Source organism: Serratia sp. JKS296 (genome assembly GCF_900215445.1).
In the GTDB taxonomy this organism is placed as follows: Bacteria; Pseudomonadota; Gammaproteobacteria; order Enterobacterales; family Enterobacteriaceae; genus Serratia; species Serratia marcescens.
In genome coordinates, this window is the sequence record NZ_OCMX01000001.1 from 1808351 (window position 1) to 1834065 (window position 25715).

Annotated in this window: 28 protein-coding genes; 12 read left to right on the plus strand and 16 right to left on the minus strand. The window is 61.7% G+C overall.

Annotation, left to right across the window (positions count from 1 at the left end; all coding sequences use genetic code 11):
• Positions 1-7 precede the first annotated feature (7 nt).
• From pcaDC to CRO23_RS08535, 5 genes are read right to left on the minus strand one after another with little or no spacing between them, the layout of a single operon-like run.
• Complete coding sequence (pcaDC, locus tag CRO23_RS25395; RefSeq protein ID WP_441347583.1) at positions 8-1159, minus strand: bifunctional 3-oxoadipate enol-lactonase/4-carboxymuconolactone decarboxylase PcaDC; 1152 nt, start codon at positions 1157-1159, stop codon at positions 8-10.
• Positions 1153-2502 (minus strand): 3-carboxy-cis,cis-muconate cycloisomerase, encoded by a 1350-nt coding sequence (locus CRO23_RS08520; protein WP_097101757.1) that lies wholly within the window; start codon positions 2500-2502, stop codon positions 1153-1155. The genes pcaDC and CRO23_RS08520 overlap by 7 nt, the downstream gene beginning before the upstream one ends.
• 3 nt (positions 2503-2505) lie before the next feature.
• Positions 2506-3708 (minus strand): 3-oxoadipyl-CoA thiolase, encoded by a 1203-nt coding sequence (gene pcaF, locus CRO23_RS08525; protein WP_016927163.1) that lies wholly within the window; start codon positions 3706-3708, stop codon positions 2506-2508.
• A 10-nt stretch (positions 3709-3718) separates the two neighbouring features.
• Positions 3719-4372 (minus strand): 3-oxoacid CoA-transferase subunit B, encoded by a 654-nt coding sequence (locus CRO23_RS08530; RefSeq protein WP_016927164.1) that lies wholly within the window; start codon positions 4370-4372, stop codon positions 3719-3721.
• Positions 4373-4383: 11 nt separating this feature from the next.
• Positions 4384-5073 (minus strand): 3-oxoacid CoA-transferase subunit A, encoded by a 690-nt coding sequence (locus tag CRO23_RS08535; protein WP_016927165.1) that lies wholly within the window; start codon positions 5071-5073, stop codon positions 4384-4386.
• 189 nt (positions 5074-5262) lie between these two features.
• Here CRO23_RS08535 and CRO23_RS08540 point away from each other — a divergent pair, with 189 nt between their 5' ends.
• From CRO23_RS08540 to CRO23_RS08550, 3 genes are all read left to right on the plus strand, one after another.
• A complete protein-coding gene (locus CRO23_RS08540) occupies positions 5263-6069 on the plus strand; it encodes an IclR family transcriptional regulator domain-containing protein (protein ID WP_016927166.1) in 807 nt (268 codons plus the stop codon).
• Positions 6070-6203: 134 nt separating this feature from the next.
• Positions 6204-6836: a helix-turn-helix domain-containing protein gene (locus CRO23_RS08545; RefSeq protein WP_097101759.1), complete on the plus strand. Its 633-nt coding sequence runs from the start codon at positions 6204-6206 to the stop codon at positions 6834-6836.
• Between the two features lie 263 nt (positions 6837-7099).
• Entirely contained in the window at positions 7100-8062 is a 963-nt protein-coding gene (locus CRO23_RS08550) for a hypothetical protein (protein ID WP_016927168.1), read from the plus strand.
• Between the two features lie 51 nt (positions 8063-8113).
• Here the strand turns inward: CRO23_RS08550 and CRO23_RS08555 are convergent, their stop codons facing one another.
• Positions 8114-8548: a DoxX family protein gene (locus CRO23_RS08555; protein ID WP_033639943.1), complete on the minus strand. Its 435-nt coding sequence runs from the start codon at positions 8546-8548 to the stop codon at positions 8114-8116.
• Positions 8549-8765: 217 nt separating this feature from the next.
• Here CRO23_RS08555 and CRO23_RS08560 point away from each other — a divergent pair, with 217 nt between their 5' ends.
• The 3 genes from CRO23_RS08560 (at position 8766) to CRO23_RS08570 (ending at position 10989) form a co-directional block, all read left to right on the plus strand.
• The gene (locus tag CRO23_RS08560; protein WP_016927170.1) at positions 8766-8966 is read left to right on the plus strand and encodes a hypothetical protein; all 201 of its coding nucleotides are present in this window, start codon (positions 8766-8768) and stop codon (positions 8964-8966) included.
• A 76-nt stretch (positions 8967-9042) separates the two neighbouring features.
• Complete coding sequence (gspS, locus tag CRO23_RS08565) at positions 9043-9441, plus strand: type II secretion system pilot lipoprotein GspS (protein WP_060444583.1); 399 nt, start codon at positions 9043-9045, stop codon at positions 9439-9441.
• 114 nt (positions 9442-9555) lie between these two features.
• Positions 9556-10989, plus strand: coding sequence for an EmmdR/YeeO family multidrug/toxin efflux MATE transporter (locus CRO23_RS08570; protein ID WP_004935263.1), 1434 nt, complete (start codon positions 9556-9558; stop codon positions 10987-10989).
• Between the two features lie 9 nt (positions 10990-10998).
• On the opposite strand, the gene CRO23_RS08575 is transcribed toward CRO23_RS08570, so the two are convergent.
• The 4 genes from CRO23_RS08575 to pqqU form a co-directional block, all read right to left on the minus strand.
• Positions 10999-11178, minus strand: a complete 180-nt coding sequence (locus tag CRO23_RS08575; RefSeq protein ID WP_015378373.1) for a hypothetical protein — start codon at positions 11176-11178, stop codon at positions 10999-11001.
• The gene (locus tag CRO23_RS08580) at positions 11175-11360 is read right to left on the minus strand and encodes a hypothetical protein (RefSeq protein ID WP_097101761.1); all 186 of its coding nucleotides are present in this window, start codon (positions 11358-11360) and stop codon (positions 11175-11177) included. The genes CRO23_RS08575 and CRO23_RS08580 overlap by 4 nt, the downstream gene beginning before the upstream one ends.
• A gap of 216 nt (positions 11361-11576) precedes the next feature.
• On the minus strand, positions 11577-13949 hold the full coding sequence (locus tag CRO23_RS08585) for a glucose/quinate/shikimate family membrane-bound PQQ-dependent dehydrogenase (protein WP_004935255.1): 2373 nt from the start codon (positions 13947-13949) through the stop codon (positions 11577-11579).
• A gap of 147 nt (positions 13950-14096) precedes the next feature.
• Positions 14097-16235 (minus strand): TonB-dependent receptor PqqU, encoded by a 2139-nt coding sequence (gene pqqU / locus CRO23_RS08590; RefSeq protein WP_176519319.1) that lies wholly within the window; start codon positions 16233-16235, stop codon positions 14097-14099.
• A 305-nt stretch (positions 16236-16540) separates the two neighbouring features.
• Between pqqU and CRO23_RS08595 the strand changes: the two genes are divergently transcribed.
• Complete coding sequence (locus CRO23_RS08595; RefSeq protein ID WP_015378370.1) at positions 16541-17530, plus strand: aldo/keto reductase; 990 nt, start codon at positions 16541-16543, stop codon at positions 17528-17530.
• Here CRO23_RS08595 and CRO23_RS08600 read toward each other — a convergent pair.
• The gene (locus CRO23_RS08600; protein WP_016927175.1) at positions 17527-18420 is read right to left on the minus strand and encodes a LysR family transcriptional regulator; all 894 of its coding nucleotides are present in this window, start codon (positions 18418-18420) and stop codon (positions 17527-17529) included. The two genes, CRO23_RS08595 and CRO23_RS08600, sit on opposite strands and share 4 nt — an antisense overlap.
• Positions 18421-18593: 173 nt before the next feature.
• Between CRO23_RS08600 and CRO23_RS08605 the strand changes: the two genes are divergently transcribed.
• On the plus strand, positions 18594-18989 hold the full coding sequence (locus tag CRO23_RS08605; RefSeq protein WP_016927176.1) for a (R)-mandelonitrile lyase: 396 nt from the start codon (positions 18594-18596) through the stop codon (positions 18987-18989).
• A gap of 6 nt (positions 18990-18995) precedes the next feature.
• On the opposite strand, the gene CRO23_RS08610 is transcribed toward CRO23_RS08605, so the two are convergent.
• The 3 genes from CRO23_RS08610 to gabD all read right to left on the minus strand — a co-directional run bounded on the left by CRO23_RS08610 (position 18996) and on the right by gabD (position 21366).
• A complete protein-coding gene (locus CRO23_RS08610; protein ID WP_025159860.1) occupies positions 18996-19364 on the minus strand; it encodes a glyoxalase/bleomycin resistance/extradiol dioxygenase family protein in 369 nt (122 codons plus the stop codon).
• Between the two features lie 22 nt (positions 19365-19386).
• Positions 19387-19800 (minus strand): GyrI-like domain-containing protein, encoded by a 414-nt coding sequence (locus CRO23_RS08615; RefSeq protein WP_016927177.1) that lies wholly within the window; start codon positions 19798-19800, stop codon positions 19387-19389.
• Positions 19801-19890: 90 nt separating this feature from the next.
• Positions 19891-21366, minus strand: a complete 1476-nt coding sequence (gene gabD / locus CRO23_RS08620) for an NADP-dependent succinate-semialdehyde dehydrogenase (RefSeq protein WP_097101765.1) — start codon at positions 21364-21366, stop codon at positions 19891-19893.
• 214 nt (positions 21367-21580) lie between these two features.
• Here gabD and CRO23_RS08625 point away from each other — a divergent pair, with 214 nt between their 5' ends.
• Positions 21581-21796, plus strand: coding sequence for a glycogen synthase (locus CRO23_RS08625; protein ID WP_004935234.1), 216 nt, complete (start codon positions 21581-21583; stop codon positions 21794-21796).
• A 37-nt stretch (positions 21797-21833) separates the two neighbouring features.
• On the opposite strand, the gene CRO23_RS08630 is transcribed toward CRO23_RS08625, so the two are convergent.
• Positions 21834-22748: a pyridoxamine 5'-phosphate oxidase family protein gene (locus tag CRO23_RS08630; RefSeq protein ID WP_097101767.1), complete on the minus strand. Its 915-nt coding sequence runs from the start codon at positions 22746-22748 to the stop codon at positions 21834-21836.
• A gap of 4 nt (positions 22749-22752) precedes the next feature.
• Complete coding sequence (locus CRO23_RS08635; RefSeq protein WP_097101768.1) at positions 22753-23370, minus strand: glutathione S-transferase family protein; 618 nt, start codon at positions 23368-23370, stop codon at positions 22753-22755.
• 98 nt (positions 23371-23468) lie between these two features.
• Here CRO23_RS08635 and CRO23_RS08640 point away from each other — a divergent pair, with 98 nt between their 5' ends.
• The 3 genes from CRO23_RS08640 to CRO23_RS08650 all read left to right on the plus strand — a co-directional run bounded on the left by CRO23_RS08640 (position 23469) and on the right by CRO23_RS08650 (position 25698).
• Positions 23469-24380 (plus strand): LysR family transcriptional regulator, encoded by a 912-nt coding sequence (locus CRO23_RS08640; protein ID WP_097101770.1) that lies wholly within the window; start codon positions 23469-23471, stop codon positions 24378-24380.
• 147 nt (positions 24381-24527) lie between these two features.
• Positions 24528-25325: an alpha/beta hydrolase gene (locus CRO23_RS08645; protein WP_097101772.1), complete on the plus strand. Its 798-nt coding sequence runs from the start codon at positions 24528-24530 to the stop codon at positions 25323-25325.
• A 1-nt stretch (position 25326) separates the two neighbouring features.
• Positions 25327-25698, plus strand: a complete 372-nt coding sequence (locus CRO23_RS08650; RefSeq protein ID WP_033639957.1) for a RidA family protein — start codon at positions 25327-25329, stop codon at positions 25696-25698.
• Positions 25699-25715: the final 17 nt, after the last annotated feature.

Sequence of the window (25715 nt, forward strand, 5' to 3'; positions counted from 1 at the left end):
GCGTCTTCTAGTCGTCCGATCGCCGCCCGGCGTCGTGTTCGGCAAAGACGGACTGCGCCAGATGAAAAGCGGCGTTCGAGGCGGGTAAGCCGCAGTAAAGCGCCGCATGCATCAGAACTTCTTTGATCTCTTCACGCGTGACGCCGTTATTGAAGGCGGCCCGGATATGCATTTTCAGCTCAGCTTCGCGATTCAAGGCGATCAGCATCGCGATGGTGATCAGGCTGCGGGTATGGCGCGACAAGCCCGGACGCGTCCATATTTCTCCCCAGGCGTAGCGAGTGATGAAATGCTGAAACTCCTCGTTGAGCGGCGACAGCGCCGCGAGGGTATTATCGACATGCTCATCGCCCAACACCGCTCTGCGCACCGTCAGGCCTTGCTGATAACGTTGCCGCTGCGTGAGCTGCTCATCCAAAAAGGCCCGGAACGTGCGGTTAAATGCCCGCCAGGCTTCGATGCTGGACAGGTGGGCGGCGGGCAGGATGACGCATTGCGCGTCGGGAATGCCTGCCGCCAAGGCTTTTGCATCGTCGACGGTCGTTACCGCATCCTCATGTCCGGCGATAACCAGCGTCGGAACGCGGATGCCTGCCAGCTCGGCGCGTAAATCGGCGGTCGCCAGCGCGTCGCAGCAAGCGGCATAGCCCTCGGGATCGCAGGCGGTGAGCTGTTGCACGACGGTTTGCACCTTGACGGGGGCGGATTGGCAAAATGCCGGGGTGAACCAGCGCGCTGCCGCGCCATCGCTGACGGCGGACATGCCGCACTGGCGCACCTGCGCGGCGCGTTCTCGCCAATGCTCCGTCACCCCGATTTTCGCGGCGCTATTGGCGATCGTCAGCGTCAGCAAGCGATCGGCATGAAAGCGCGCCAGCCATAACCCCATCAGCCCCCCCATGGAGATGCCGCAGAAATGCACCCGATCAATCGCCAGAGTGTCCAGCAGGGACAGCACCTGTTCACCCAGTCGCGCCAGCGAGCCGGGCTGTTCATCGGGCGCAGAGTCGCCGTGGCCGGCAACGTCGTAGCGCAGAATGCGATAGTGGGCGATGAACGCGTCGCGCTGCGGCTGCCACATTGCCAATGAGGTGCCCAGCGAGTTGCCAAACAGAATAACCGGGGCGTTTTCAGGCCCCTCAAGGACATAATTCAACATGATTGCTCCCTCTCGGCCATCGCCAGGACTTGTTGAATGAAACGCTGCGTGCTGCCGGTGGCATTGGCCGGATCGAGCAAGGTTTCCAGGGTTTCCCGGCTGAGTCGGGAAGAGACTTCCGCATCGGCGCACAGGAGGGTTAACAGGGGTTGCTGGGTGGCCAGGGCTTGCCGGCAGCACCGTTCTATATGATGGTGCGCCTGTTGACGGCCGAGGGTGGGGGCTAAGGCCAGGGTAACCGATTCAGCCATGATCAGCCCTTGCGTCAGCGCCAGATTGCGCCGCATCGCCGCTTCATGCACCTCCAGACCGTTAATGAGATCCAGGCTTTGCGCCAATGCTGCCCCGCTCAGCACCAGGAGCTGCGGCAGGCTTTGCCACTCGGCCTGCCAGCCGCCCAGCGCGCGTTCGTGCTCCTGCACCAGGCCGGCATACAATCCGGACATCAACGCAGGCAGACGGTTGGCCGCGCTGAGGATGGCGGCGCAGAGCACCGGATTGCGCTTATGCGGCATCGTGGAAGAGCCGCCGCGTCCGGGGGCCGACGGTTCGCTGATTTCAGCGACTTCGGTCTGCATCAACAAAGACATGTCGCGCGCCAGCTTGCCGAGCGAGCCCGTCAGGCCGGCATACCAACTCGCCAGCTCCAACAACCGATCGCGTTGGGTATGCCACGGCGTGGCGCTGCGCGGCAGGGCCAGCGCTTGCGCCAGCGCCCGCTCAACGCGCTCGCCCTGTTCGCCGAGCGAGGCGAGCGTGCCGGCCGCGCCGCCGAATTGCAACGCGAGCACGCGTGGCCGCATTTCAGCCAGACGAGCCCGATAGCGCAGCAAGGCGTCTAGCGTGCCGGCCAGCTTCAGCCCCAGCGTCGTTGGCAAAGCGTGTTGCAGCCAGGTGCGGCCCACCATTAACGTTGCGCTATGGCGCCGGCATTGCGCCGTCAGCGCCGCAATCAGCTGATTGAGCAGCGCGTCGGTTTTATCGAGCGCGTTGCGCAGTTGCAGCACCAGCCCGCTGTCAATCGCATCCTGACTGGTCGCCCCCCAGTGAACGAAACGCGCCGCTTCCGGTGAGGTTTGCGCCACCAACGCCGTCAATTGTTTGACGAGGGGAATGGCTAAATTGCCCGCCAATCCGGCGGACTGCGTCAGCGCGGCGGCGTCGAGCTTTTCCGCCTGGCAGTGGCTGCGTATGATCCGCGCGGACGCGTCATCGGTAATCCCTGCAGACGCCAGGGCCTGCGCCAGACCGGCTTCGAAATCAAGCATGCCCTGCAGCAGCGCCGTGTCGCTGAAGCAGGGCGTTAATGGGGAAGCCATAAACATTGCGCTATAGAGAGACATTCGTTATATCCGTTCCAGAATCAAGGCGACGCCTTGCCCGACACCGACGCACATGGTGCACAGGGCAAAACGCCCGCCGGTGCGCCGCAGTTGATAAGCGGCGGTCATGGCCAACCTGCCGCCGGATGCCCCCAGGGGATGCCCCAGCGCGATAGCGCCGCCGTTAGGGTTGACCTGCTCCGCGTCATCCGGCAGTCCCAGGGCGCGCGTCACGGCCAGCGCCTGGGCGGCAAAGGCTTCATTCAACTCGATGACGTCCATTTGCGCCAGGCTCAAACCGGTTTGCGCCAGCACTTTGCGGACCGCGGGAACCGGCCCGTAACCCATGATGCGCGGCTCTACGCCGCAGGCGGACATGCCGACCACACGCGCCAGCGGGGCGAGTCCATACTGCACCGCCGCGCGTTCGCTGGCAATGAGCAGGGCGCTGGCCCCGTCGTTGATGCCCGAGGCGTTGCCGGCGGTGACGCTCCCCTCGGGGCGCACGACGCCTTTCAGGGCGGACAGCGCGGCCAAAGAGGTGCTGCGGGGATGTTCGTCGCGAACCAGGCTGAGCGGCTCGCCTTTGCGTTGCGGAATGCTGACGGCGATCAGTTCCTCATCAAACAGACCCAGCTCCTGAGCGCGGGCGGTGCGCTGTTGGCTACGCAATGCAAAGGCGTCTTGATCGGCGCGGCTGACGGCGAAATCGCGAGCCACATTTTCGGCGGTTTCAGGCATGGTTTCGACACCGAACTGCGCGCGCATTTGCGGGTTGATAAAGCGCCATCCCATCGTCGTATCTTCCATTTTCAGCGATCGGCTGAAGGCGCTGTCCGCTTTGCCGGTGACAAAGGGCGCGCGCGACATGCTTTCCACGCCGCCCGCGATGATGACCTCCGCTTCGCCGCATTTAATGGCGCGCGCCGCCATGCCTACCGCGTCCAATCCCGAACCGCACAGGCGATTGAGGGTGGTGCCCGGCACGGTGTGGGGCAACCCGGCCAACAGCAGCGCCATTCGCGCCACGTTGCGGTTGTCTTCACCGGCCTGGTTGGCGCACCCCAGAATAACGTCATCAATGGCGTGGGGATCCAACTGCGGCAGTCGGGCAAGCAGCGCCTTCAGGGGCAGAGCGGCCAAATCGTCGGCGCGCAGCGCGGATAATGCGCCGCCGTAACGGCCGAATGGCGTACGAACGGCATCGCAGATAAAAGCCTGTTGCATGGCGATTTCCTCAAGCGGGGATCAAGTCAGATTGCAGTAAACGTATCGGGGTTAACGCTTGCAGCGCGTCAAAGGTGAGCCCCGGACACAGCTCCCGCACCTGCGGGCCGTCCGGGGTGATATCAATGATTGCCATATCCGAATAAATGCGGCTGACGCAGGCCAATCCGGTCAACGGATAGCTGCACTGTTCCACCAGCTTGCATTCGCCGGTCTTGGTCAGGTAGTCCATCATCACATAGACTTTGCGCGCGCCGATGGCCAGATCCATGGCGCCGCCCACCGCCGGGATCGCGTCTTCGGCGCCGGTGCTCCAGTTGGCCAGATCGCCGGCAGCCGAGACCTGATACGCCCCCATCACGCAGATATCGAGGTGGCCGCCGCGCATCATGGTAAAAGAGTCGGCGTGATGGAAATAACTGCCGCCGGGCAGCAAGGTCACCAGTTCTTTACCGGCGTTGATGAGTTCCGGATCTTCTTCGCCCGGCGCGGGTGACGGCCCCATGCCGAGCAGGCCGTTTTCGCTGTGCAGAATCACCTCTTTGTCGGCGGGCAGGTAGTTAGCGATGCGGGTCGGAAGCCCAATCCCGAGGTTGACGTAGGCGCCTTCCGGAATATCGCGCGCTACCCGTTGGGCTAATTGGTCGCGGGTTAATTTTTGCATGTTATGACTCCTCAGGCAGAGAGGGAAAAGGTCGCGGGGTGCGCCACCGCCACCAGGCGCTGGACGAAGATGCCCGGCGTTATCACGTTTTCCGGATCCAGTGCGCCCAGCGGCACCAATTCAGCGACCTGCGCTATCGTCGTGGCGGCGGCCATCGCCATCACCGGGCCAAAATTACGCGCCGCTTTGCGGTAAACCAGATTGCCCCAGCGGTCACCCCGATGGGCCTTTATCAAGGCGAAATCCGCCTTTAAGGGCGTTTCAAACACGTAATGCCGCCCGTCGATTTCACGCGTTTCTTTGCCTTGCGCCAGCGGCGTGCCAAAGGCGGTTGGGGTGAAAATGCCGCCCAATCCGCTGCCGGCGGCCTGCATGCGGGCGGCAAGGTTGCCCTGAGGCACCAGTTCCAGTTCGATCGCGCCGCGGCGATAAAGGTCGTCAAAGACCCACGAATCGGCCTGGCGCGGGAAGGAACAAATCATCTTTCGCACACAGCCGGTCTTGAGCAGCGCCGCGAGGCCGCTGTCGCCGTTGCCGGCGTTATTGCTGATTACCGTCAGCTCACGGGCACCGCGTTCAATCAGCGCATCGATCAGTTCCAGCGGCTGTCCCGCGGGGCCAAAGCCGCCAATCATGATGCTCGCACCGTCCGGAATGATGGACACGGCGTCTTCCAGAGTGGCCACACTTTTATCGATCATCTGTTGTTCCTTTCATTCGGCGCCCGCCGGGGGAGTGTTTATCGTCAATGGGAAAAGTAGATCGTCCCTTTCAGGCAAACAATACCGATTATCGAAAAAGTGTGCGATTATCGGCTATTCTTTGAGAGGCATTCGCAGGTTGTGATCGTCGGCACACCGATATTTCAGGCAGACAGCGGGGTAACGAGAATGGAAAAAGAACAGGAAATTACGCGCAGCAGCACCGATCCCTGGAAGGGGGATCCCGACTTTATGGCCTCTTTGGCGCGAGGATTGGAGGTCCTGCAGGCTTTTACGCCGCAGCGGCGGCTGATGTCGGTGTCGCAGATTAGCCAGCGTACCGGCATTCCGCGCGCGGCGGTGCGCCGCTGCCTTTACACCCTGAGTAAGCTGGGCTTTGTGTACGCGGAAGACGGTAAGAATTATGAGCTGCGCCCGCGCGTCTTGTCGCTGGGTCACAACTGGCTGGGGGCTTCGCCGTTGGCCAACGCCGCGCAGCCGGTGTTGAGGCAACTCAGCCAGACGCTCAATGAGTCCTGTTCCATGGCCATATTGGACGGCGATGACATTCTTTATATCGCCCGCGCATCAACTTCGCGGATCATGACCATCGATTTGCACGTCGGCAGTCGCTTACCCGCCAGCACGACGTCGATGGGGCGGGTGCTGCTCAGCGGGCTCGCCAGTGAGACGTTGAATGACTATTTGGCGCGATTGACTCAACTGCGTTACACCAGCCATACCCTGGTGAGCGTCAGCGCATTGCGGGAAGAGCTGGCGCGCGTGCGTCAGCAGGGATATGCCATCAACGATCAGGAACTGGAGATTGGCCTGCGTTCACTGGCGGTGCCGCTCACCACGCCGGACGGCCGCATCGCCGCGGCGTTGAACGTCGGCGTGCATGCCGGCCAGGTTTCCGCAGAGCGTTTGCATCAGCACCACCTGCCTTTGTTGCGCTCGGCCGCCGACGAGATATCGCTGCTGTTGCACGACTAACCGTGGGTGATCGCGCCGGGGTGCGTATACGGCCCGATTTTTCCGTATCCTGCAGCGCGATGCGGTGTTGTACTGTTGCCCGCGGGTAAGGTAATTTGCTGAGGGCATGATGACTGACGCAGGGGGCAACGGACATGAATGAAAGGATCGACTACCACATCGAGAAATACCACTTCGCGCCGCTGGATGAAGCCCCGCGGCTCGCGCGCCAGTGGAGCGAGGTGTTGAACGAGTGTCGCCAGACGCAGGCCGGGGCGGAGCAGCGTCTGCGCATTGCGCTGCTCAACGTGGACTATGTGACCAGTTTCGAATTGCCGTTTCGTTTATTGCTGGTGCGGGCGCCGCAGCTGATTGCCGGCCTGCGCAATGAGTTGTCGATCAGTCAAAAAAATGTGGTGTTCAACGGCAAGCGCTTTGGCTGCGTTTACAGCCTGAAAAGCGATTTAAGCGACGTGCCTGAGGCCTTTCAATACGGCCTGTCGACCCGTATTCACCGCACTTCGGCGTCGGGCGTGGACGCGTTGCCTTACCGGGAAATCGCCAAAGCGCTCAAGGCGCCGCGTGAGCGACTTAAGCTGGCGCTGGAGCAGGGGCTGCGGGTCACGGCGTTGGACGGACTGTTCTGGTTCGGCATACAGCGCATTGCCGCCGAGGTGCGCAGGCTAAGAAAAACCGGCATGGCGATCGTGACGGCGGAAACGGAGATCTTCGACACCCTGACCGGCACCACGCGCAAGGTTCCGGTATACCGCCTGGCCGAGAGTTGATGACCGATAGTCGGCGGTTCAGCTTATGAAGCGCGATTCCCGCCGGGCTCCTCTACGGTTCTTTTTTACCCGCATCTCCTTGTCGCTCAGCAAGAAAACCGACGTGACATATTCCTAAAATCTGACCTGTGTTCGTTCTGCCGTAGCACAACGCAAACGACGGGCCACCGCCGATAGCCGGTGCCACGATGGTGTTTCCGGTTGGCGGCGCCGTTTGCCGCCCACCTTTGGCTAACATCGACGAGGGTTTGAAGGAGAAGAGTATGTTGAAACGTTTCGCACTGTTGTGCTGGTGCCTGATCGGCGCCAATGCGCTGGCGGCGGGCCCCAACGCCAATATCAAGTATTACGGCTATGACTGGCTGGACTTTTATGAAACCGCCACGCCGTCTTTCAGCGCCACAGAGGCGCTTAAGGCGATTACCGGCACCGGCTTCAGTATGACCAATCTGAATGTGGTGCACACGTTGGCAAGTCTCAATCTGCCCGTTTGCGCCGGGGGGACTTGCGCCGTGAACATTCAGGCTGGTTCGGGGGCGGTATCGGGCTCGCCGTTTATCGATATCTGCCCTGGGGCGGTCTCGAACAGCAACTGCCAGGCCGCAGGTTCCTGGAACGCCATCTGGACGGTGGTCAAGAAGATCGCCGAAGCCAAATATAAGCCCGGCGCCATTTATTTTATCGATGAGCCGTTCGACGTTCCTGCCTTACAGACCGGGGGAAAATATGACGCTTACCAATACTCCAGCTATGTTTGCACCCTGCGACAGGCCATGCAGGAGTACGGGGTCGCGATCCCCGTCTACACCATCTTGTCCTACCGACATGCCAACAACGCCGAATGGATCCGTGAAATACAGCAGGGCGCGCCCGCGACCGCGTGTCCGACCAATGTAAAAAGCACGCCAGATTGGGTTGGAGTGGATAACTACAACTGGTCGGTGGCGGATATGTGGAGTACCTACAATCGCCTGGCGCCGATAAGCGCAGCCGGACAAAAGTGGGTGTTGGTACCGCCTTCTACGGCATCGTTAGGAATGAACGACCAGCAACTGCATGCGCAAATTCAACTGTATTGGGATTTTATTAATCAATATCCGACTGCGCCCGTGGTTTACATCATGAACTGGCGGTTTGATCGCGCGGTCACCGAGAATCGCGCGGCCTTCCCCGAATCGACCGCCTTATTGTCTTTCATGGCGAACACGCTGCTCACCCAACCTTAAGCGTGCAAAAAGGAGGTTCGCCATCAGGAACCTCCTTATGGATTGCACGGCTTACCGATAGGCTTCATTGCGCGCGATCGCGTATTTGCCGCTGCCCAGCAGCAGGATGGCGAGCCCGCCCATAAAGAACACCAGCTCGTTTTCAATGCCCCAGGCGCCGACGTCGGTGACGCTGAACACCTTGCCGGTGCCCACCATCAAAAACGCCACCACCAGCGTAAAGGCGTAAACCAGCGCGGCGGGGCGGGTGAACAGCCCCAAAATGATCAGTATCGGCGCCAGGATCTCCCCCACATACACGCCGTAGGCGATGAAGGCGGGCAGCCCGTGATCCTGCAACGCACCGGCGATCCAACCGACGCCGTGCTGAATCTTCGCCACGCCGTGAAACAGCATCAGCCCGCCGAAGGTCAGCCTGAGCGCCAACTTGCCGGCGTCCGGACGATCAAAAAGGCGCGTGAACACCGCATTCAATGACTTAACCATGACCCTTCCTCCTGAATAGGAATGATTTTCAATCAATATATCAATAAGGTGAATGAGAAAGATGTTCTGGATCAGTAAAACGGCGGACTTTACGCCGAATCACCGGGTGAGATTTAGCGGGCGCTTCACGCGGCAACGCAGGCTGTCCCCGCGACCCAAATCGCGGTAAAATGCAGCAGTTCACCTTATCGCACGTCATCAGGCCGTCGTACTCGCTATGAAAATGCGCAAACCGCGCCGTCCGCCCGGGCGGTGGATTTATTACATCCTGCATGAAGACATGCTGTGGCCCTGCCCGGTCAAATGGGAGTGGGAGAGCGGCTATAACGCCTGGCTGCCGTTTTATTATTCCCCTACGCTGGAATTCGTCGCCGGCAACCCCGCTCGCGCCACCAAGGTCAGCAGCGGCCGGCGCTAAGCGTGCTGCCCGCCTTGCCGCCCGGCATCCGCTCACCTAAGATCATTGCATCACCCACAGGTTTCCGGGAGCGTCCATGTCTACTCTGTTTCGCACGTCTCTTTGTGGCGCGGCGGCGTTGCTGCTGCTTGCGGGTTGTCAGCAGACGGCGCATCAACCGGCGCCGCCGCTGCAGGCGCAATTGGATCACATCGCTTTGATGCTGGCCGGCGGGCATTTCCTGCGCGTGGACTGCGGGCGCAGCGACGTGCCGGACGACGTGAAATTGCAACGCACTGCGATGCGTGCAGCGCAGCACCGCGGCTGGGATACGCATGCGGCAGGGTATCGGCAGTTGCCGGCGCTCACCCAGGCGCGTTACCTGACTCTGCAACAGGATAATCAGCTGCTGACGGACAAATGCGCCACGCTCAGCCGCAGCACCGCGCGCTTTATCGCGGCGGCGCAGGCCGATCAGGAAGACTACATGGAGTAGCGCTACGGTGTGCCTGTCGGGCGCTCGCCACGGGCGCCCAAAAATTCTTTGCAGGATAATGATTTATCGATCATCATTTGAAATGATGTTTCACTTTTATCCATCGAGCCCACCTTGAACCTGTATGCCGCACTGCGTCAGCGCGTGGAAAATACGCCTTGGTACGCCAAACGGAAAAGCTACCGCGTGCTGTTCTGGCGCGAAATCACGCCGCTGGCGGTGCCGATCTTTCTGGAGAACGCCTGCGTTCTGTTGATGGGGGTGCTGAGCACCTTTCTGGTGAGTTGGCTCGGCAAAGAGGCGATGGCCGGGGTGGGGCTGGCGGACAGCTTCAACATGGTGATCATCGCCTTTTTCGCCGCGGTGGATCTCGGCACCACCGTGGTGGTGGCCTTCAGCCTCGGCAAGCGGGATCGCCGGCGCGCGCGGGCGGCGGCGCGTCAGTCGCTGGTCCTGATGACCGGTGTGGCGTTGCTGTTGGCGGCGGGCATTCACCTGGCGGGTGAACCTATCATTGATGTGATCGCCGGTGCGGCCTCGCCGGAGGTGAAAGCGCTGGCGCTCTCTTACCTGCAAACCACGGTGTGGAGCTACCCGGCGGCGGCGATTGCGCTGATTGGCAGCGGCGCGTTGCGCGGCGCGGGCAACACCAAGATCCCGCTGCTGATCAACGGCGGCATGAATATCCTCAATATCATCATCAGCAGCATCCTGATTTACGGCATGCTGGGCTGGCACGGGCTGGGCTTCGTCGGCGCCGGGCTGGGGCTGACGATTTCCCGCTATATCGGCGCCATCGCCATCCTCTATGTGCTGGCGATCGGTTTTAATCCGGCGCTGCACATCACGCTGAAAAGCTATTTCACACCGCTGAAGATGAGCATCCTGTGGGAAGTGCTGGGGATCGGCATTCCCGCCAGCGTCGAATCGGTGCTGTTCAACGGCGGCAAACTGTTGACGCAGATGTTCGTCGCCGGCATGGGCACCAACGTGATCGCCGGTAACTTCATCGCCTTCTCCATCGCTTCCTTGATCAACTTGCCGGGCAACGCGCTGGGCTCGGCTTCGACCATCATCGTCGGCCGGCGGCTCGGCAAAGGCGAGATCGGTCAGGCGGAACGGCAGCTGCGCCATATTTTCTGGCTGTCTACCCTTGGGTTGACCGCTATCGCCTGGGGCACGGCGCCGTTGGCCGGGGTATTCGCCGCGTTTTATACCTCGCAGGATGACGTGAAAACGGTGGTGAAAACCCTGATTTGGCTCAACGCCGCCTTTATGCCGATCTGGGCCGCTTCCTGGGTGTTGCCCGCCGGGCTGAAAGGCGCGCGCGACGCCCGCTTTGCCATGTGGGTGACGATGCTCGGCATGTGGGGCTGCCGCGTGGTGGCGGGCTACGCGTTGGGTATCGAACTGGGCATGGGCGTGGTGGGGGTCTGGTTGGGGATGTTCCTCGATTGGGCGGTGCGCGGCGCCTTGTTCTACTGGCGCATGGTCAGCGGACGCTGGCTGTGGAAATATCCGCGGGCCAAACGCCGGGAGGCCGGGTAACCGGCCGCCTCAGTATAAAAGCGTCATCGCGCTGAAGAACAACAGCGTCAAGGCGATGATGATGAGGTTTTGCGTGGCTTTGCGCACCAGTTTACTGGCGCTCAGGCGGCTGTCGATGACGTAGAGCAGCGGCACCATCAGCAGCACGTAGGCGAACATCAGCATGGCGGTAAAGGGTTGCAGGTTCATTCTCGCCCCTCCTGTGCGCCATCATAGCCGACCAGGTGCACCAGCACGGCCTTCGGCTGATGGGGCAACGCAATAAAGGGCGGGGTGGCTGGGGAGTCCGCCGCGAACGGCAGACCGGCGCGCCGCGTCCTCACCGCCGCTTGCAGAATTTTCTTTCGATGTTTCCGAGTATGGTCGACCATGCGCCTCCGAATAAGGCCGCCGGCAGGCGGCCGATCGCTGTATTGCAAGGATTACAGGCCGCTGCCGGGGCCATGCATTCATAATATTGCGAATGATAACCATTATCAATGGTGGGGGGTGAAAAAATTAAGGGTATTGCAAGGGGGCATCGGGCGGTGGCGTAAAAAGAAAAAGCACGCCTTGCGGCGTGCTTTGCGGGGTACTAACGGCGGTGGTTACTTCTGATCGGGCAGAGCGTAAGCGACCACGTAGTCGCCCAGCTTGGTGCCGAAGGAACCGTGGCCGCCGGCGTAGATCAGCACGTACTGCTTGCCGTTGACCTCATAGGTCATCGGCGTCGCCTGGCCGCCGGCCGGCAAGCGCGCTTCCCACAGTTTTTCACCGTTGGTCACGCTGAAGGCGCGCAGGTAGTTGTCTGCGGTGGCGCCGATGAAGAACACGTTACCGGCGGTGGTCACCGGGCCGCCCAGCATTGGCATGCCCATTTTGAACGGCAGCGGCAACGGTGAGCTGTCGCGCACGGTGCCGATGCGTTTTTTCCACACGATGTCGTTGGTTTTCAGATCCACGGCGGAAATGTAACCCCAGGCCGGCTGTTTGCACGGCAGACCAAACGGTGACAGGAACGGGTTCAGGGTGACGCCGAACGGCACGCCATACTGCGGCTGTACGCCGGATTCGGTGCCGCTGCCGCCTTTGTCGCCTTCCGGCGGCTCAATCGGGTTGCCTGGGCCGCGCGGGATCAGTTTGGAGACGAACGGCAGCGCGATCGGGTTGGCGATGGCGATTTCGCGATCGGTATCGACGGCCAGGCCGCCCCACTCGAACATGCCCAGGTTGCCCGGGAACACCAGCGTGCCCTGCTCGGATGGCGGGGTGAAGGTGCCTTCGTAGCGCAGGCTGTGGAACATCACGCGGCAGACCAGCTGATCATAGATGGTCGCGCCCCACATGTCGGCGCCGGTCAGTTTCTTCTCAGGACGGAAGGTCAGCTCGGAGAACGGCTGGGTCGGTGACAGGCGATCGCCTTTGGCCGGGCCCTGCGGTACCGGTTTCTCCGGCGCCGGCACCACCAGTTCGCCGTTGGTGCGGTTCAGCACGAAGATGTTGCCGGTTTTGGTCGGCACGTAGATGACCGGCACTTTTTTACCGCTCTTGTCGGTAATGTCCGCCAGGGTCGGCTGCGCCGGCACGTCCATATCCCACAGGTCGTGGTGGACGGTCTGATAGAACCAGGCCAGTTTGCCGGTGGAGGCGTTCAGCGCCAACAGGCCGCTGGCGTAGCGTTCCATTTCCGGGGTGCGATCGCCGCCCCAGATGTCCGGAGTGGAAACGCCCATCGGCAGGTAAACGATATCCAGCTTGGCGTCATAGGCGGCAGGCGCCCAGGAGTTCGGCGAGTTCGGCACGAAGTGGTGCTCGTCCGCCGGGATGGCGTTCGGATCTTTCGCGCCCGGATCGAAGGCCCACAGCAGCTTGCCGCTGTTGATGTCGAAGCCGCGGATCACGCCGGAAGGCTCGCGGTTGGAGTAGTTGTCGGTCACGGCACCGGCGATGACGATCACTTTATCGGTGATCACCGGCGGCGAGGTCGGCTCGTAGTGGCCCGGCGTCGCATACGGCATGTTGCTCTGCAGGTTCAGCTCACCGTTGTTGGCGAAATCCGGGCAGGGTTTGCCGGTTTCGGCGTCCAGCGCGAACAGACGGCCGTCGTTGACCGGCAGAATGATGCGGCGTGCGCACATTGCCGGTGCGGCATCGCCTGTGGCGCCTGCGGCTGCGGCGGTTTCGTGGTAAGACACGCCGCGGCAGGTGATGTGCTGGAAGGTTGGGTTGTATTTCAGCTGCGGATCAAACTTCCACTTTTCTTTACCGGTGGCGGCATCCAGCGCAAACAGCTTCTGGTGCGGCGTACACATGTAAAGGGTATCGCGGATTTTGATCGGCGTGACTTCGTTGGTGATCTCACCCGGATCGTTGGCGGTCTTCAGATCGCCGGTCTGGAAACGCCAGGCTTCTTGCAGCTGGCCAACGTTTTTGTCGTTGATCTGGCTCAGCGGCGAGTAACGGGTGCCTTCCTGGGTGCGGCCATAGGCCGGCCAGTCGGCGCCGGTGGCGTCTTTCGGCTGTACCTGCGCGGCGTCGAGCGTGCCGTTGATCTCTTGCGGATCGTTGAACACGGCATAGGCCAACGCGATGACGGTGATCGCCAGCGCCGCGCTCAGCGCGCCGTAGGCGAATTTGCCGTTGGCCACCAGCTTGCGGTAGATAAACGGCAACACCAACCACAGGCCGAAGAAGAAGGTGACGTCCAGGCGCGGTGTCAGCGCCCAGAAGTCCGGGCCCACTTCCCACAGGGCCCAAATAGTGGTGCCCAACAGAAATACCGCGTACAGCAGCAGCGCGGTGGCGCGGCGGCGGAACAGCAGCCAGGAGGTCGCCAGCAGCACCAGCCCGGCGATGATGTAATACAGCGAACCGCCCAACTTGGCCAGCCAGATGCCGCCGCCGAGCAGATAAAGCCCGCTCAGCGCGGCAAACAGCGCCGTTATGACGATAAGCGGCGATAGTGACGCTTTATTTTGCATAGCAATACCCTTACCAAAAATGAAAGTCCCCGATTTAGAGATTAAGCCAAATCGGAAAAAACACGCGGTTTCTCCCTACTATTTCAGCGAGAAGCCGCTAGGGTGACGTAAAACCCATCCCGTTTTTTAACCTTAAGGTGCTTTGCCTTATTCAAAGCGATAAGACAAGGTGGCGCCGCCACCCCAGTTGCGCCCCGGCGCCGGCTCGAAATAGCGGCCGTTGCCTTCGTTGACGATCACCGAACCGACGTATCGGCGATCGAAAACATTGTCCACCCGGCTGAACACGTCCAGCGCCCAGCGGTCCCAGGTAAAGCGATAGCCGGCGTTTACGCCGGCCACGGTGTAAGCGGGGGCCTGCGCGCTGTTGGCGTCATTGGCCTGAATGTCGCTCATGTAGCGCAGTTCCGCGCCGGCGTGCCAGCCTTCCGGCGGCGCAAACGCCAGCGAGGCGTAGCCCATGTTGCGGGCGATGCCCGGCAGGCGATTGCCGGCGGGGGGGCAGCCGGCTTTGCCGCACATTTCGCTGCGGTAGGTGGCGTCCAGCAGCGTCCAGGCCATATGCAGCCGCCAGTCCAGCGCAAACTCCTGATCCAGCGCCAGCTCCAGGCCGCGCCGCCGGGTTTTGCCGGCGTTGGCGTAGCTGGTGCGTCCGCCGCTGCTTTCTGCCACCACCAGCTCGTTGTCGGTATCGGTCTGGAACAGCGCAGCGCTCACCAGGCCGTTGCCGAGGCGCAGTTTGCTGCCCAGTTCGACGGTGTCGCTGGTGGATGGCTGCAGGCCGATATTGAGGCCCGCCTGGCCGTCGGGGCGGTAGGAGAGTTCGTTGATGGTCGGGGTTTCAAAGCCGCGGCCGGCGGAGAGATAAACGTTCCACGCCGGGTTGATCTTGTAGTTGAGCGAGCCCATCGGCAGCCACTGGTGGTAGCGTTTGCTGCCGCTGTCGTCGCCGTTGCGCGGCGTGATGTAGTAATCGGTCGAGTCGAAGCTGACCGTGCTGTAGCGCAGGCCGGCGTCCAGCGTCCAGTGTGGCGTCAGTTGCCAGGAGGTTTGCAGGTAAGGATCCAGGTTCCAGATGCGGTTCTTCTCGTTGCGCCGCTGGTCGCCTTTCTCGCCGTAGTCCACTGTGCCGTCTCGCAGAATAAAGTTTTCGAACCCCTGGCGGCGTTCGGTCATGGTTTCATAATCCAGACCGCCGATCAGTGTTACCGGTAACGATGCGAGAGTATCCTCATGCTTCCAGCGAGTGTCAATGCCCTGATATTTTCTTTCCAGCACGATCACCCCGCCGGCGTGGGTGGGGTTGAGCTGCGGCCCCATCGGGATCGATTGGTACTGCGTGGTGTGGCGTTCGCCGTGGTAAGCGGTCAGCGTCAGTTCGTCGCGCTCGCTCATCTGGCGCTGATAGCGCAGGCCGGCCTGGGTTTGATCGAGCGATTTGCGGGTGTTGTATTGATCCGCGCGCGGCGCCTGGCGCGGGTTTTCCTTCCATTCCGCTTCGGTCAGGCCGCCCGGATCGCCGGCGTCAATCGAGACGCTGTTGAACATCAGCGTCAGGGTGCTGACGTCGTCCAGCCGCACGCCGAGCTTGCCGTTGCCGAGGTTTTTCCGCGCGGCGCTGTGATCGCGGTAGCCCTGAGTGGTGAAGCGGGTACCCGAAATGGCGTAGTTGACGTCGCCGGCCTGGGTGCCGTCGCCGGTGGCGCCGGTCGCTTTCACCCCGTAGCGCCAGGTGTTGTCGCTGCCGAAATAGCCGCCGGCCTCCAGCGTAGGCGGCTGGGTGCCGGTAATCGTATCAACATTGATCACCCCGCCCGAGGCGTTGCCGTACAGCGCGGAATAGGGGCCGCGCAGCACCTCGATGCGTTCGACGGAATTGATGTCGATGTTGGAGGTTTGTCCCTGGCCGTCGGGCATGGTGGCGGGAATGCCGTCGACGTACATGCGCACGCCGCGCACGCCGAACATCGAACGGCTGCCGAACCCGCGTATCGACAGCTGCAGATCCTGCGCATAGTTTTGCCGGTTTTGAAGCTGCAGGCCCGGCACGCTGCCGAGGTTTTCCGACAGGTTAATCTGCGGGGCGGCGTTGCGCAGGTCCTGGCCGTCGATCACGCTGACGGACACCGGCGATCCCAGCTCGGTCAATCCGGTGGGTTGCGCCATCACCACCAGGGTGTCGCTTTTCTCTTTATTATTTTCTGCCGCCAGCGCCTGGCTGGCAAACATGGGATGTAGCAATAGCATTGCAGCCGGGGTCAGCACGGCGCTTTTCTTATTGGTCATGGGATAAATCTGCCACTGGTATTGAAAGGGAATCGCAGGTCGATTCAGAGTTAGCCATCTGTCGCTCCATCTACATGACGCTAAACGAAAAGGGTAAGGCATCCTGACATCAGTATAGAGTATCTCGGGCAGGAACGTTCCCGCAAAAACGCTGGTCCCAGCAACGGTTAACGGATTCATGAGCCTGGTTCATAAGCTCAAGCGTATTTTGCCCCATAGTCATGGCGGCAGCCGCCTTTTACAGTCACCACACCGGAGCGGCGCCGCGTCAGGCGGAGCCGGTATCATTCAGTGGGAGAGTGAAGATGCAAACACGCAAGTTAGGGCGAGAAGGGCTGGAAGTATCGGCGTTGGGTCTGGGCTGTATGGGGCTGAGTTTTGGCTACGGCCCGGCCACCGACAAACGGCAGGCGATCGATCTGATCCGCGCCGCGGTTGACGAGGGCGTGACGTTCTTCGATACCGCCGAGATTTATGGTCCGTTCACCAACGAGGAATTGTTGGGCGAAGCGCTGGCGCCGGTGCGCGATCGGGTCGTCATCGCCACCAAGTTCGGTTTCGATCTGCCGCAGCCGGCGGGGCAACAGGTGTTGAACAGCCGTCCGGAGCATATTCGCCGGGCGGTGGAAGGTTCGTTGAAGCGCCTGCGGGTAGAGACGATCGATTTGCTGTATCAACATCGCGTCGATCCCGAAGTGCCTATCGAGGAGGTGGCCGGTACGGTGCAGCAACTGATTCGCGAAGGGAAAGTGAAGTACTTCGGCTTGTCGGAAGCCGGAGCGCAAACCATCCGGCGAGCCCATGCGGTGCAGCCGATTACGGCGCTGCAAAGCGAATATTCGCTATGGTGGCGCGAGCCGGAGCGTGAAATCTTGCCGACGCTGGCGGAACTGGGCATCGGTCTGGTGCCGTTCAGCCCGCTCGGCAAGGGCTTTCTCACCGGCGCCATCACCGAAGACACCGCCTTTGACAGCGGCGATTTTCGCAACCTGGTGCCGCGCTTCAGCGCCGAAGCGCGCCGGGCCAATCAGGCGCTGGTGAGCGTGCTGGGGCAGATAGCGCAGCGCAAGGGCGTGACGTCGGCGCAGATCGCCTTGGCCTGGCTGTTGGCGCAACAGCCGTGGATCGTGCCAATCCCGGGAACCACCAAGCGTCATCGGCTGCAAGAGAACCTCGCGGCGGCGTCGGTGGTGTTGGCGGCGGACGAACTGGGCGAGATTGAGCGCGCGCTCTCCGCTATCGACGTGATCGGCGATCGTTACCCGGCGCATCTGCAGAAAAACGTCGGGCGTTAAGCCCCGCGCCGCAACGCCTCAATCAGCAGCGCAAAGGCGGTGGTGTGTTGCCTGCGGCTTGGATAATAGAGGTAATAACCGGGAAACGGCGGGCACCAGTCGTCCAGCGCCATCTGCAACCGCCCGTCGGCCAACGGCTCGGCGACGCTGTCTTCCGGCACAAAGGCGATACCGAGGCCGAGCTGCGCAGCGTCGATCCGCTGGCGCAGGCTGTTGAAGGTCAGTTGCCCCTCCACACGTACTTTGATCTCCCGGCCATCGCGGGCAAATTCCCAGGCGTACAGCCCGCCGAGGGTGGGCAAACGCATGTTGATGCAACGGTGGTTTTGCAATGCCTGCGGCGTGGCGGGGAGGCCGTGACGGGCGAAATAGGCGGGTGAGGCGACGGCCACCATGCGCATGTCCGGCCCGATGCGCACCGCGATCATGTCCTTCGCCACCTGTTCCCCCAGCCGGATGCCGGCGTCGAAACGCCCGACGACGATGTCGGCCAGACTATTGTCGACGGTGATTTCCACGTTGATGTCCGGGTAATCGATGAGGAAAGTGCGCAGCACCGGCCACAGCACCGCATCCACCGCATGTTCGCCGGCGGTAATGCGGATGTTGCCGGCCGGGCGATCGCGCATTTCACCCAGCGCGTTCAGCGCGTTTTCTATCTCCGCAAAGCGCGGACCGATGCTGTTTAGCAGCCGCTCACCGGCCTCGGTAGGGGCGACACTGCGGGTGGTGCGCGTGAGCAAGCGCAGCGCCAGGCGCTCTTCCAGCCCGCGTATAGCGTGGCTGAGCGCCGATTGGGAAACGCCAAGCTGCGCCGCCGCTTTGGTGAAGCTGCGTTCTCTGGCCACCATCAGGAAAGCGATCAGGTCGTTAACGTTTTCTTTCAACATATCGGCACCGAAGAGCAAGGTTAGGGCGCGGCCGCGCGTAGATTTATGAATTTAGCTCATAGCTCCTTGCGCATTTTACCCGCTAGTCGGCGGAAAAGCATGGCGCTATCTTGGCATCACTCACTTATGACTATCAGCGCCGGTTGTGAGAGCCGGCGCGGAGGATAAAACAGATGAAAATACAACGCAGCGGTTCGATCCCATCACAGCGCGGTTCGGCGGATTATTTTACCGGGCAGGTGCGCATCGACGCGCCGTTCGCTGGCGAAGCGCCGGCCAGAGTGGGCGGCGCAACCGTCACCTTTGAGCCCGGCGCCCGCACGGCCTGGCATACGCATCCGCTCGGCCAGACGCTGATCGTCACTCAGGGACGCGGTTGGATCCAGATGTGGGGCGAGGCCACGCAGGAAATGCACCCCGGCGATATCGTCTGGATCCCGGCTGGCGTCAAACACTGGCACGGTGCGACGCCGGACACCGCCATGACTCATATCGCCATCGCCGAAGCGCTGGACGGCACTCCGGTGACCTGGCTGGAGCCGGTCAGCGAGGCGGAGTACCGGCAATAACGGCGCTCAGGACCTGCGGTTCTGTTCGCAGAACCGCAGGCGGTTGCCGAACGGATCGGTGAGGTTCAGTTCCTTGCCCCAATCGACAATCTCCAGGCCCGGCCGTGCATAGCGGTAGTTTTTGGCCGTGAGCTCCCGGTGCAGCGCATCGATGTCCTGCATCGGAATGAAAATGGCGGCGCCGGGCGTGCTGTCGCCGTAGTGTTCGCTCAGGTGCAGCGTCAGCCCGGCGCGGGCAATCTGCATGTACAGCGGCAGGTCTTCGCTGAAACGGTGCTCCCATTCCAGCGTGAAACCGAGAAAATCCAGGTAAAACTCTTTGGCCTTGTCGACCGAAAAGATACGCAGGATCGGAATGGCGGGCGAGAAGGCGATCATCGTTGACCTCATTGTCGCGTTAGCGGCAGCCGATGTGGATATCGACCGCGTCGGGGCCGGTATAGGCTTCGAAGTCGGTCAGGAAGCGGCGTTCGATCTCAGGGTGTTGTTCGAAGTAGGCCCAGATGCGCTGCCAGCTTGCGATGACCGCCGCCGGCATCGCGCCACGGGCGGGGAAGACCAGATAGCGGCCGGGTTGGATGTGTAAACCGCTCTGTGCCTCACTGCCGGCGGTGACGTCAAACGGCCCGCTGGCGTCGGAAGCGTAATTGGAATAGACCCCGTATACCGGCAGGGCGGGTGAGGTAGCGAAAAAATCCGACCACAGCGCGGGAATCTTTGCCGTTTCGGCTTGGGTTTCGTTCTGGTTGGTGGTTCTGACCGTTTGGCCGGCGACGTAAAAGCCGGGCAGATGTACCGAGATGGGCCGCATAGAGACAATCCCTTTTAACCGCACAAAGATGCCTAACCTAAAGATAGCAAACGCCAGACAGAACCCCCGCAGGTGCGGGGGCCGAACGCATCAGGCATCCACGCCGCCAAGGCATAGGTATTTGATTTCGAGATAGTCCTCGATGCCGTACTTCGATCCTTCGCGGCCCAAACCGGAGTGTTTCATGCCGCCGAACGGCGCCACCTCGGTGGAGATCAACCCTTCGTTGATGCCGACGATACCGTACTCCAGCGCTTCGGCCACGCGCATCACCCGGCCGATGTCTCGGCTGTAGAAGTAAGCGGCCAGGCCGAACGGCGTGTCGTTGGCCATCTCGACGGCGTCGGCCTCCTGGCTGAAGCGGATCAGGGGCGCCACCGGGCCGAAGGTTTCCTCGCGGAAGATTTTTGCCGTGCGCGGCACGTCGGTCAGGATGGTTGGGGTGAAGAAATTGCCGCCCAGCGCGTCAGGCTTGCCGCCCAGCAGCACCGAGGCGCCGTGCTCGACGGCGTCGGCGATATGCTCGCGCACTTTCTCCACCGCGTCCGGGTTAATCAACGGGCCGATGGTGACGCCGTCATCCAGGCCGTTGCCGACTTTCAGCTTGGCGACGGCGGCTTTCAGTTTGGCGGCGAAGGCGTCGTACACGCCGTCCTGCACCAGAAAACGGTTGGTGCAGACGCAGGTCTGGCCGGCATTGCGGTATTTCGAGGCGACCGCGCCGGCCACGGCGGCGTCCAGATCGGCGTCGTCGAACACGATAAACGGCGCGTTGCCGCCCAGCTCCATGCTGGTTTTCTTGATGGTGGGCGCACACTGGGCCAGCAGCTGCGCGCCGACTTCGGTGCTGCCGGTGAAGGAGAGTTTACGCACGTCCGGGTTGGCGGTGAGCTCGCCGCCGATGCCTTTGCTGGGGCCGGTGATCACGTTGCATACCCCGGCGGGCAGCCCGGCGCGCTCCGCCAGCACGGCGATCGCCAGCGCCGAGAACGGGGTCTGGCTGGCGGGGCGGATCACCCCGGTGCAGCCCGCCGCCCAGCCGGGGCCGGCTTTGCGGGTGATCATCGCCGCCGGGAAGTTCCACGGGGTGATGGCGGCGAACACGCCGATCGGCTCTTTCTGCACGATGATGCGGCGGCCCGTCTGGGGCTGCGGAATGGTGTCGCCGTAGACCCGCTTGCCTTCCTCGGCGAACCATTCGATAAAGGAGGCGGCATAGGCGATCTCACCGCGGCTTTCAGCCAGCGGTTTACCCTGTTCCGCCGTCATGATGCGCGCCAGATCCTCCTGATTTTCCATCATCAGCTCAAACAGCCGCCGCAGTTTGCCGGCGCGCTCTTTGGCGGTCAGCGCACGCCAGGCGGGCAGCGCCTTCTTGGCGGCGGCGATGGCGCGCGCGGTTTCTTCGGCGCCGAAGGCCGGCACATGGCCAACCAGCTCGCCGTTGGCGGGGTTATGGATGGCGATCGCGTGGCCTGCTTTGGCCGGCAACCATTGCCCGTCGATGTAATTGGCCTCGCGGAACAGCGTGGGGTCCTTGAGGGTAGCGCAGATGCTGGTGCTCATGAGTCTCTTCCTTCTTTGCTGAGTTCAACAGAGTGGTCTATCCCATACGGCTACCCTTTACCCTAGCAAATTTTGCCGCCGCCGTTTGCCCGCGCGGCAACAGGATGATCGTTTTCTTTATGCGCACCTTCTGTACAAAAAATATCCTCCGCCGGGCCGATACTGAAAGAGCAGGCATATGACCCTTTTCGATGTAATTAAAAGGAGTGTGCGAATGATGAAATCAGTGGACAGACATCTCGCGGCCTACGGCAGCGAAATGGATTTTTTGGCGTCGAGCATCGCTCTGATGGAATGGCAAGGGCGGCAGATTGACGCCGGGCAGGTGGCCGGCAATATGTCGGAGCAGCAAAGCCGCCTGTTCTTTGCGCGGTTGAATTATTTTCGTCAGCTTTATCAGGCCGCATCGGCGGCCGAACACAGCCTGTAATTTCCGATCCAGCCCCGCCGCCGCGGGGCTTTTCATTTCAGCGCTGCCACACCCCGGTCGCCAGCGTCGCCGGCGAATACTCCAGATTGCGCCCCCGCCACGGCAACGCTGCCGTAAAACGCCAGGCGCGACGAACGTCAAACCGCCAATAGCGTTCTGCGCCTTCAACGGCGGGATGCCCCTCCGCTTGCCAGAGGATCTGCGTTTCCCCCTGCAGATGCATCACGTCGCCGCGTTCAAAATCGATGAACAGCAGCGCCGCCCGCGGTTCGGCCAGCAGATTGCCCAGCGTGTTCATATAGCGGTTGCCGCGAAAGTCCGGCATCCACAGCGTGTCACCTTCCAGGTGGATAAAGCCGGGGCGGCCGCCGCGATGAGAAATATCGACGCCGCCCTGCGTCAGTGCCAGGTGCGCGCAGCTGGCAACGAAGCTGGTATCCGCGGCGCGGATCAGCGCCTGTGCCGCCGCATCCAGCGAGGCTAAATGCTCAACCGGCTGTGGCCGGCTGTCCACCGGGTAGAGTTCGCGGCGCTGAATGTACTGCGGGCAGTTACCGAAGCTTTGTTGAACGACGATCTCCACCCGGTTTTTGTCGGTGCGGCCGACGGTGCCGTTGGCGCGGTTGCGCCGCCGGTTGCTGAAGTCGAGCCCGAGCGCGCCGATCGGTTTGCCGGGCAGCAACAGCGCCTGGGCGGGATCGTCGCTGCGACGCGGCGCGCTGATGCGTAAATGCGTGTCGTCCGGCGCGCGTAAAAATCCGGGCGGGCCGGTGAACAGGGTGGCGATCGGCCAGCCTTGTTCATCCAGCGTGGCGACGAACAGGTAGGGCAGCGCGGCGAAAAACGCGCGGTGCTGATCCGGCATCGCGGGATAGATGCCGCCGCCTACGCCGCCAAACCCGGCCAGCGTCTGCGCGCGCAGCTCGTCGGGATGGAACAGTTGCGGAATCATGGCGTCAGCTCCCCGCCGGCGCCGGCAGGGCCGGCATGGCGAAGAAACCGGGAAGCGCCGCGATGCGCACCGTCCAGCGGCGTATCGCAGGGTAAGGCGCCAGCGAAATGCCGCCTTCGGCCGCGACCGCCACGTAGCTGTGGCAGGCCAGATCGGCGATGGTCAGGTGTTCGGTGGCCAGGTAGTCGCGCTCGCTCAGGTGCTGTTCCATCTGCGGCAGGAAACGATCGCTGATCGCCCGCGCTGCCTGATAATCCTCCGGCACGGCGAATTGGGCGATCAGTCGGCAAGAGGCCGGGCCGTAGCGAACTTCACCGGCGGCTTTGGAAAGCCAGGCTTGCACTCGCGCCGCCGCGGCCGGCTGTTCCGGCAGCCAGTGGCTGTCCGGCGCATAGCGTTTCACCAGATAGACCAGAATGGCGTTGCTGTCGGCCAGCGTCAGATCGCCGTCCTGCAAGACCGGGATCTGGCCTAACGGGTTGAGCCGGCGAAAGGCTGCGCTCTGCCGCACCTCCGCCGAGGCTTCGACCCATTCATAGGGCAGCGCCAGCATGCGCAGCAGCAACGCTACGCGGTGAACGTGGCCGGAAAGCGGGGTGCCGTAGAGAGTGATGGCGGACATGGCGTTTCTCCTCAGTGCTTTTTGTCAGCATACTCTTGCGCTGAGTGAGCGGAATACGGCAATGTGGAAATTGATAATTTCACTTTTCGGAAGAATCTATGGATCGGCTAGACGAGTTGGCCATCTTCGTGGCGGTGGTGCAGCAGGGCAGCCTGGCGGCGGCCGGGCGCAAACTGCGGCGTTCGGCGCCGGCGATCACCCGGGCGATCGCCGCACTGGAACAGCGTTTTGGCACCCGGCTGGTGGAGCGCACCACCCGACGGCTGGCCCCCACCGAAGCGGGTATGCGGCTGTTGGAACGCGCGCAACAGCTGCTGCAGGATTATCAGGCGGTGGTGCAGGATACCGCAGAAGCGCAGCTGAGCGGCTTGCTGCGCGTTACCTCGCCGGTGCAGTTCGGCCGCCGGTACGTGGCGCCGGTGGTGATGGCATTTCTCGATGACTACCCGCAGATGCAGATCGAAATGGTGTTGAACGATCGCAATCTCGATCTGATTGACGAAGGGTTGGATATCGCGGTGCGCATCGGTCATCTGCAGGACTCTTCCCGCGTGGCGCGGCGGCTGGGGCAGGTCAGCCGGGTGACGGTCGCCAGCCCGGATTACCTGGCGCGCTGCGGTGAACCGCGATCGCCGGCGCAGCTGGCGGAGCACGCCACCATCGTCGGCACCCAGCGGCCGTCGCTGCGCGAATGGCGCTTCGGCCCGCAGGAAAACGGCGAACGGGTGCGATTGGCTCCCCGACTGTTGCTCAACGACGTGGAAGCGCAACTGCTGGCGGTGCGCGCCGGCAAGGGCATCGCCCGGTTGCTCTCTTATCAGGTAGCGGACGATTTGGCCGCCGGTATGCTGGTGCGGCTGTTGACGGATCATGAGCCGTTGCCAATGCCGGTACAGCTGGTGGCGCAGCAGGCGCAACGCATGCCGCTGAAGGTGCGCGCCTTTTGGGATTATGCATTTGAACGGCTCAGCGCCTTGCCGCAAATTCAGCCGGACTGGCGGGGGAAATAAACGCAAAAAGTTTCATGGGTTAAACTTTTTCATTATTCATCAGGTTTTATTTTACCGGGCGCGCATTGCTGGTGCGCCCGTCTTGACAATATTTTTGGCGATGCTAATAGTTAATTTACATCTTAAATAATAAACGAAGTTTAATATATGAAACCACTTGCGGGGAGTTATGACAACGGCGCCACGGTGGATAATGAAGCGGCTATTTTGACTTCATTTCAAACTCGCAGCGCGGCTGTTTATAAACAGACGCGCCATGAAAATAATATTGCTTATGGCAACGGCGAACGTGAAACATTTGATTGGCTCTATTCTGCAAAGCAGCACCAGGGGACGTTAATTTTTATTCACGGCGGCTATTGGCAATTCTGCGATAAGGCGGATTTTGCCTTTATCGCCGCCGAACCGTTGGCGTTGGGTTTTGACGTGGTGCTGGTGGAATATGCGCTCGCGCCGGCGGTGGATCTTGACGAAATATGCCGCCAGATCGGGGGGGCGTTGAATGCCATTCAGCGCCGCCTGCCGCCGCACTATGCCCATCCGGTTTATCTGTGCGGCCATTCTGCCGGCGGGCATCTGGCGGCGTTCTGGCAGCAGCATGCGTTGGTGGATGCTGTCTTTCCCATCAGCGGCCTGTTCGAGCTGGCGCCGCTGCAACAAAGCTATGTCAATCGGGCGCTGCAGCTGAGTGCGCGGCAAATTGAAACGCTCAGCCCGGCGCGCCGCCTGCCGACGCGCGGCAAGCCGCTTACGCTGTATTACGGCGCATTGGAGCTGCCGGAACTGAGAGGTCAGTCGCAACACTATCATGCGGCGCTGCGTCAACGCGGGCTGCCGGCCGACCTGGTCGCGGTACCCGGCGCCAATCATTTTACCATTCTGGATGCGTTGTTCGCCGCCGACGGCGCGCTGCTTCGCCAACTTAACCACCACGGGAACCACTGACATGCGCGAGATCGTAGAAACCGGGCTGCCGGAGATCGGCCAGCCTTTTTCCTGGGCCACCCGGGGCGGCGGCATGCTGTTTACCGCTCACGGCCCGGTGCGGGCGGACGGCAGCATCGACACCGGCGCGCCGGAGCGACAGATTACGCTGACCTTCGATAATCTGGCGCAGACGCTGAAGGCGGCGGGCAGCCACAGCGATAAGGTTCTGCAGGTGATCGTGTATCTCACCGACGTCAATGACGTTAAATTACTCGATGATATTTACCGGAAATACTTTAATTATCCTTATCCCAATCGCTCCACGGTCATTGTCGAAAAATTGGTGGTGCCGGGAATGAAAATAGAAATTACCGTCAGCGCCATCGCCTGATTTAATTTCTTCTTAAG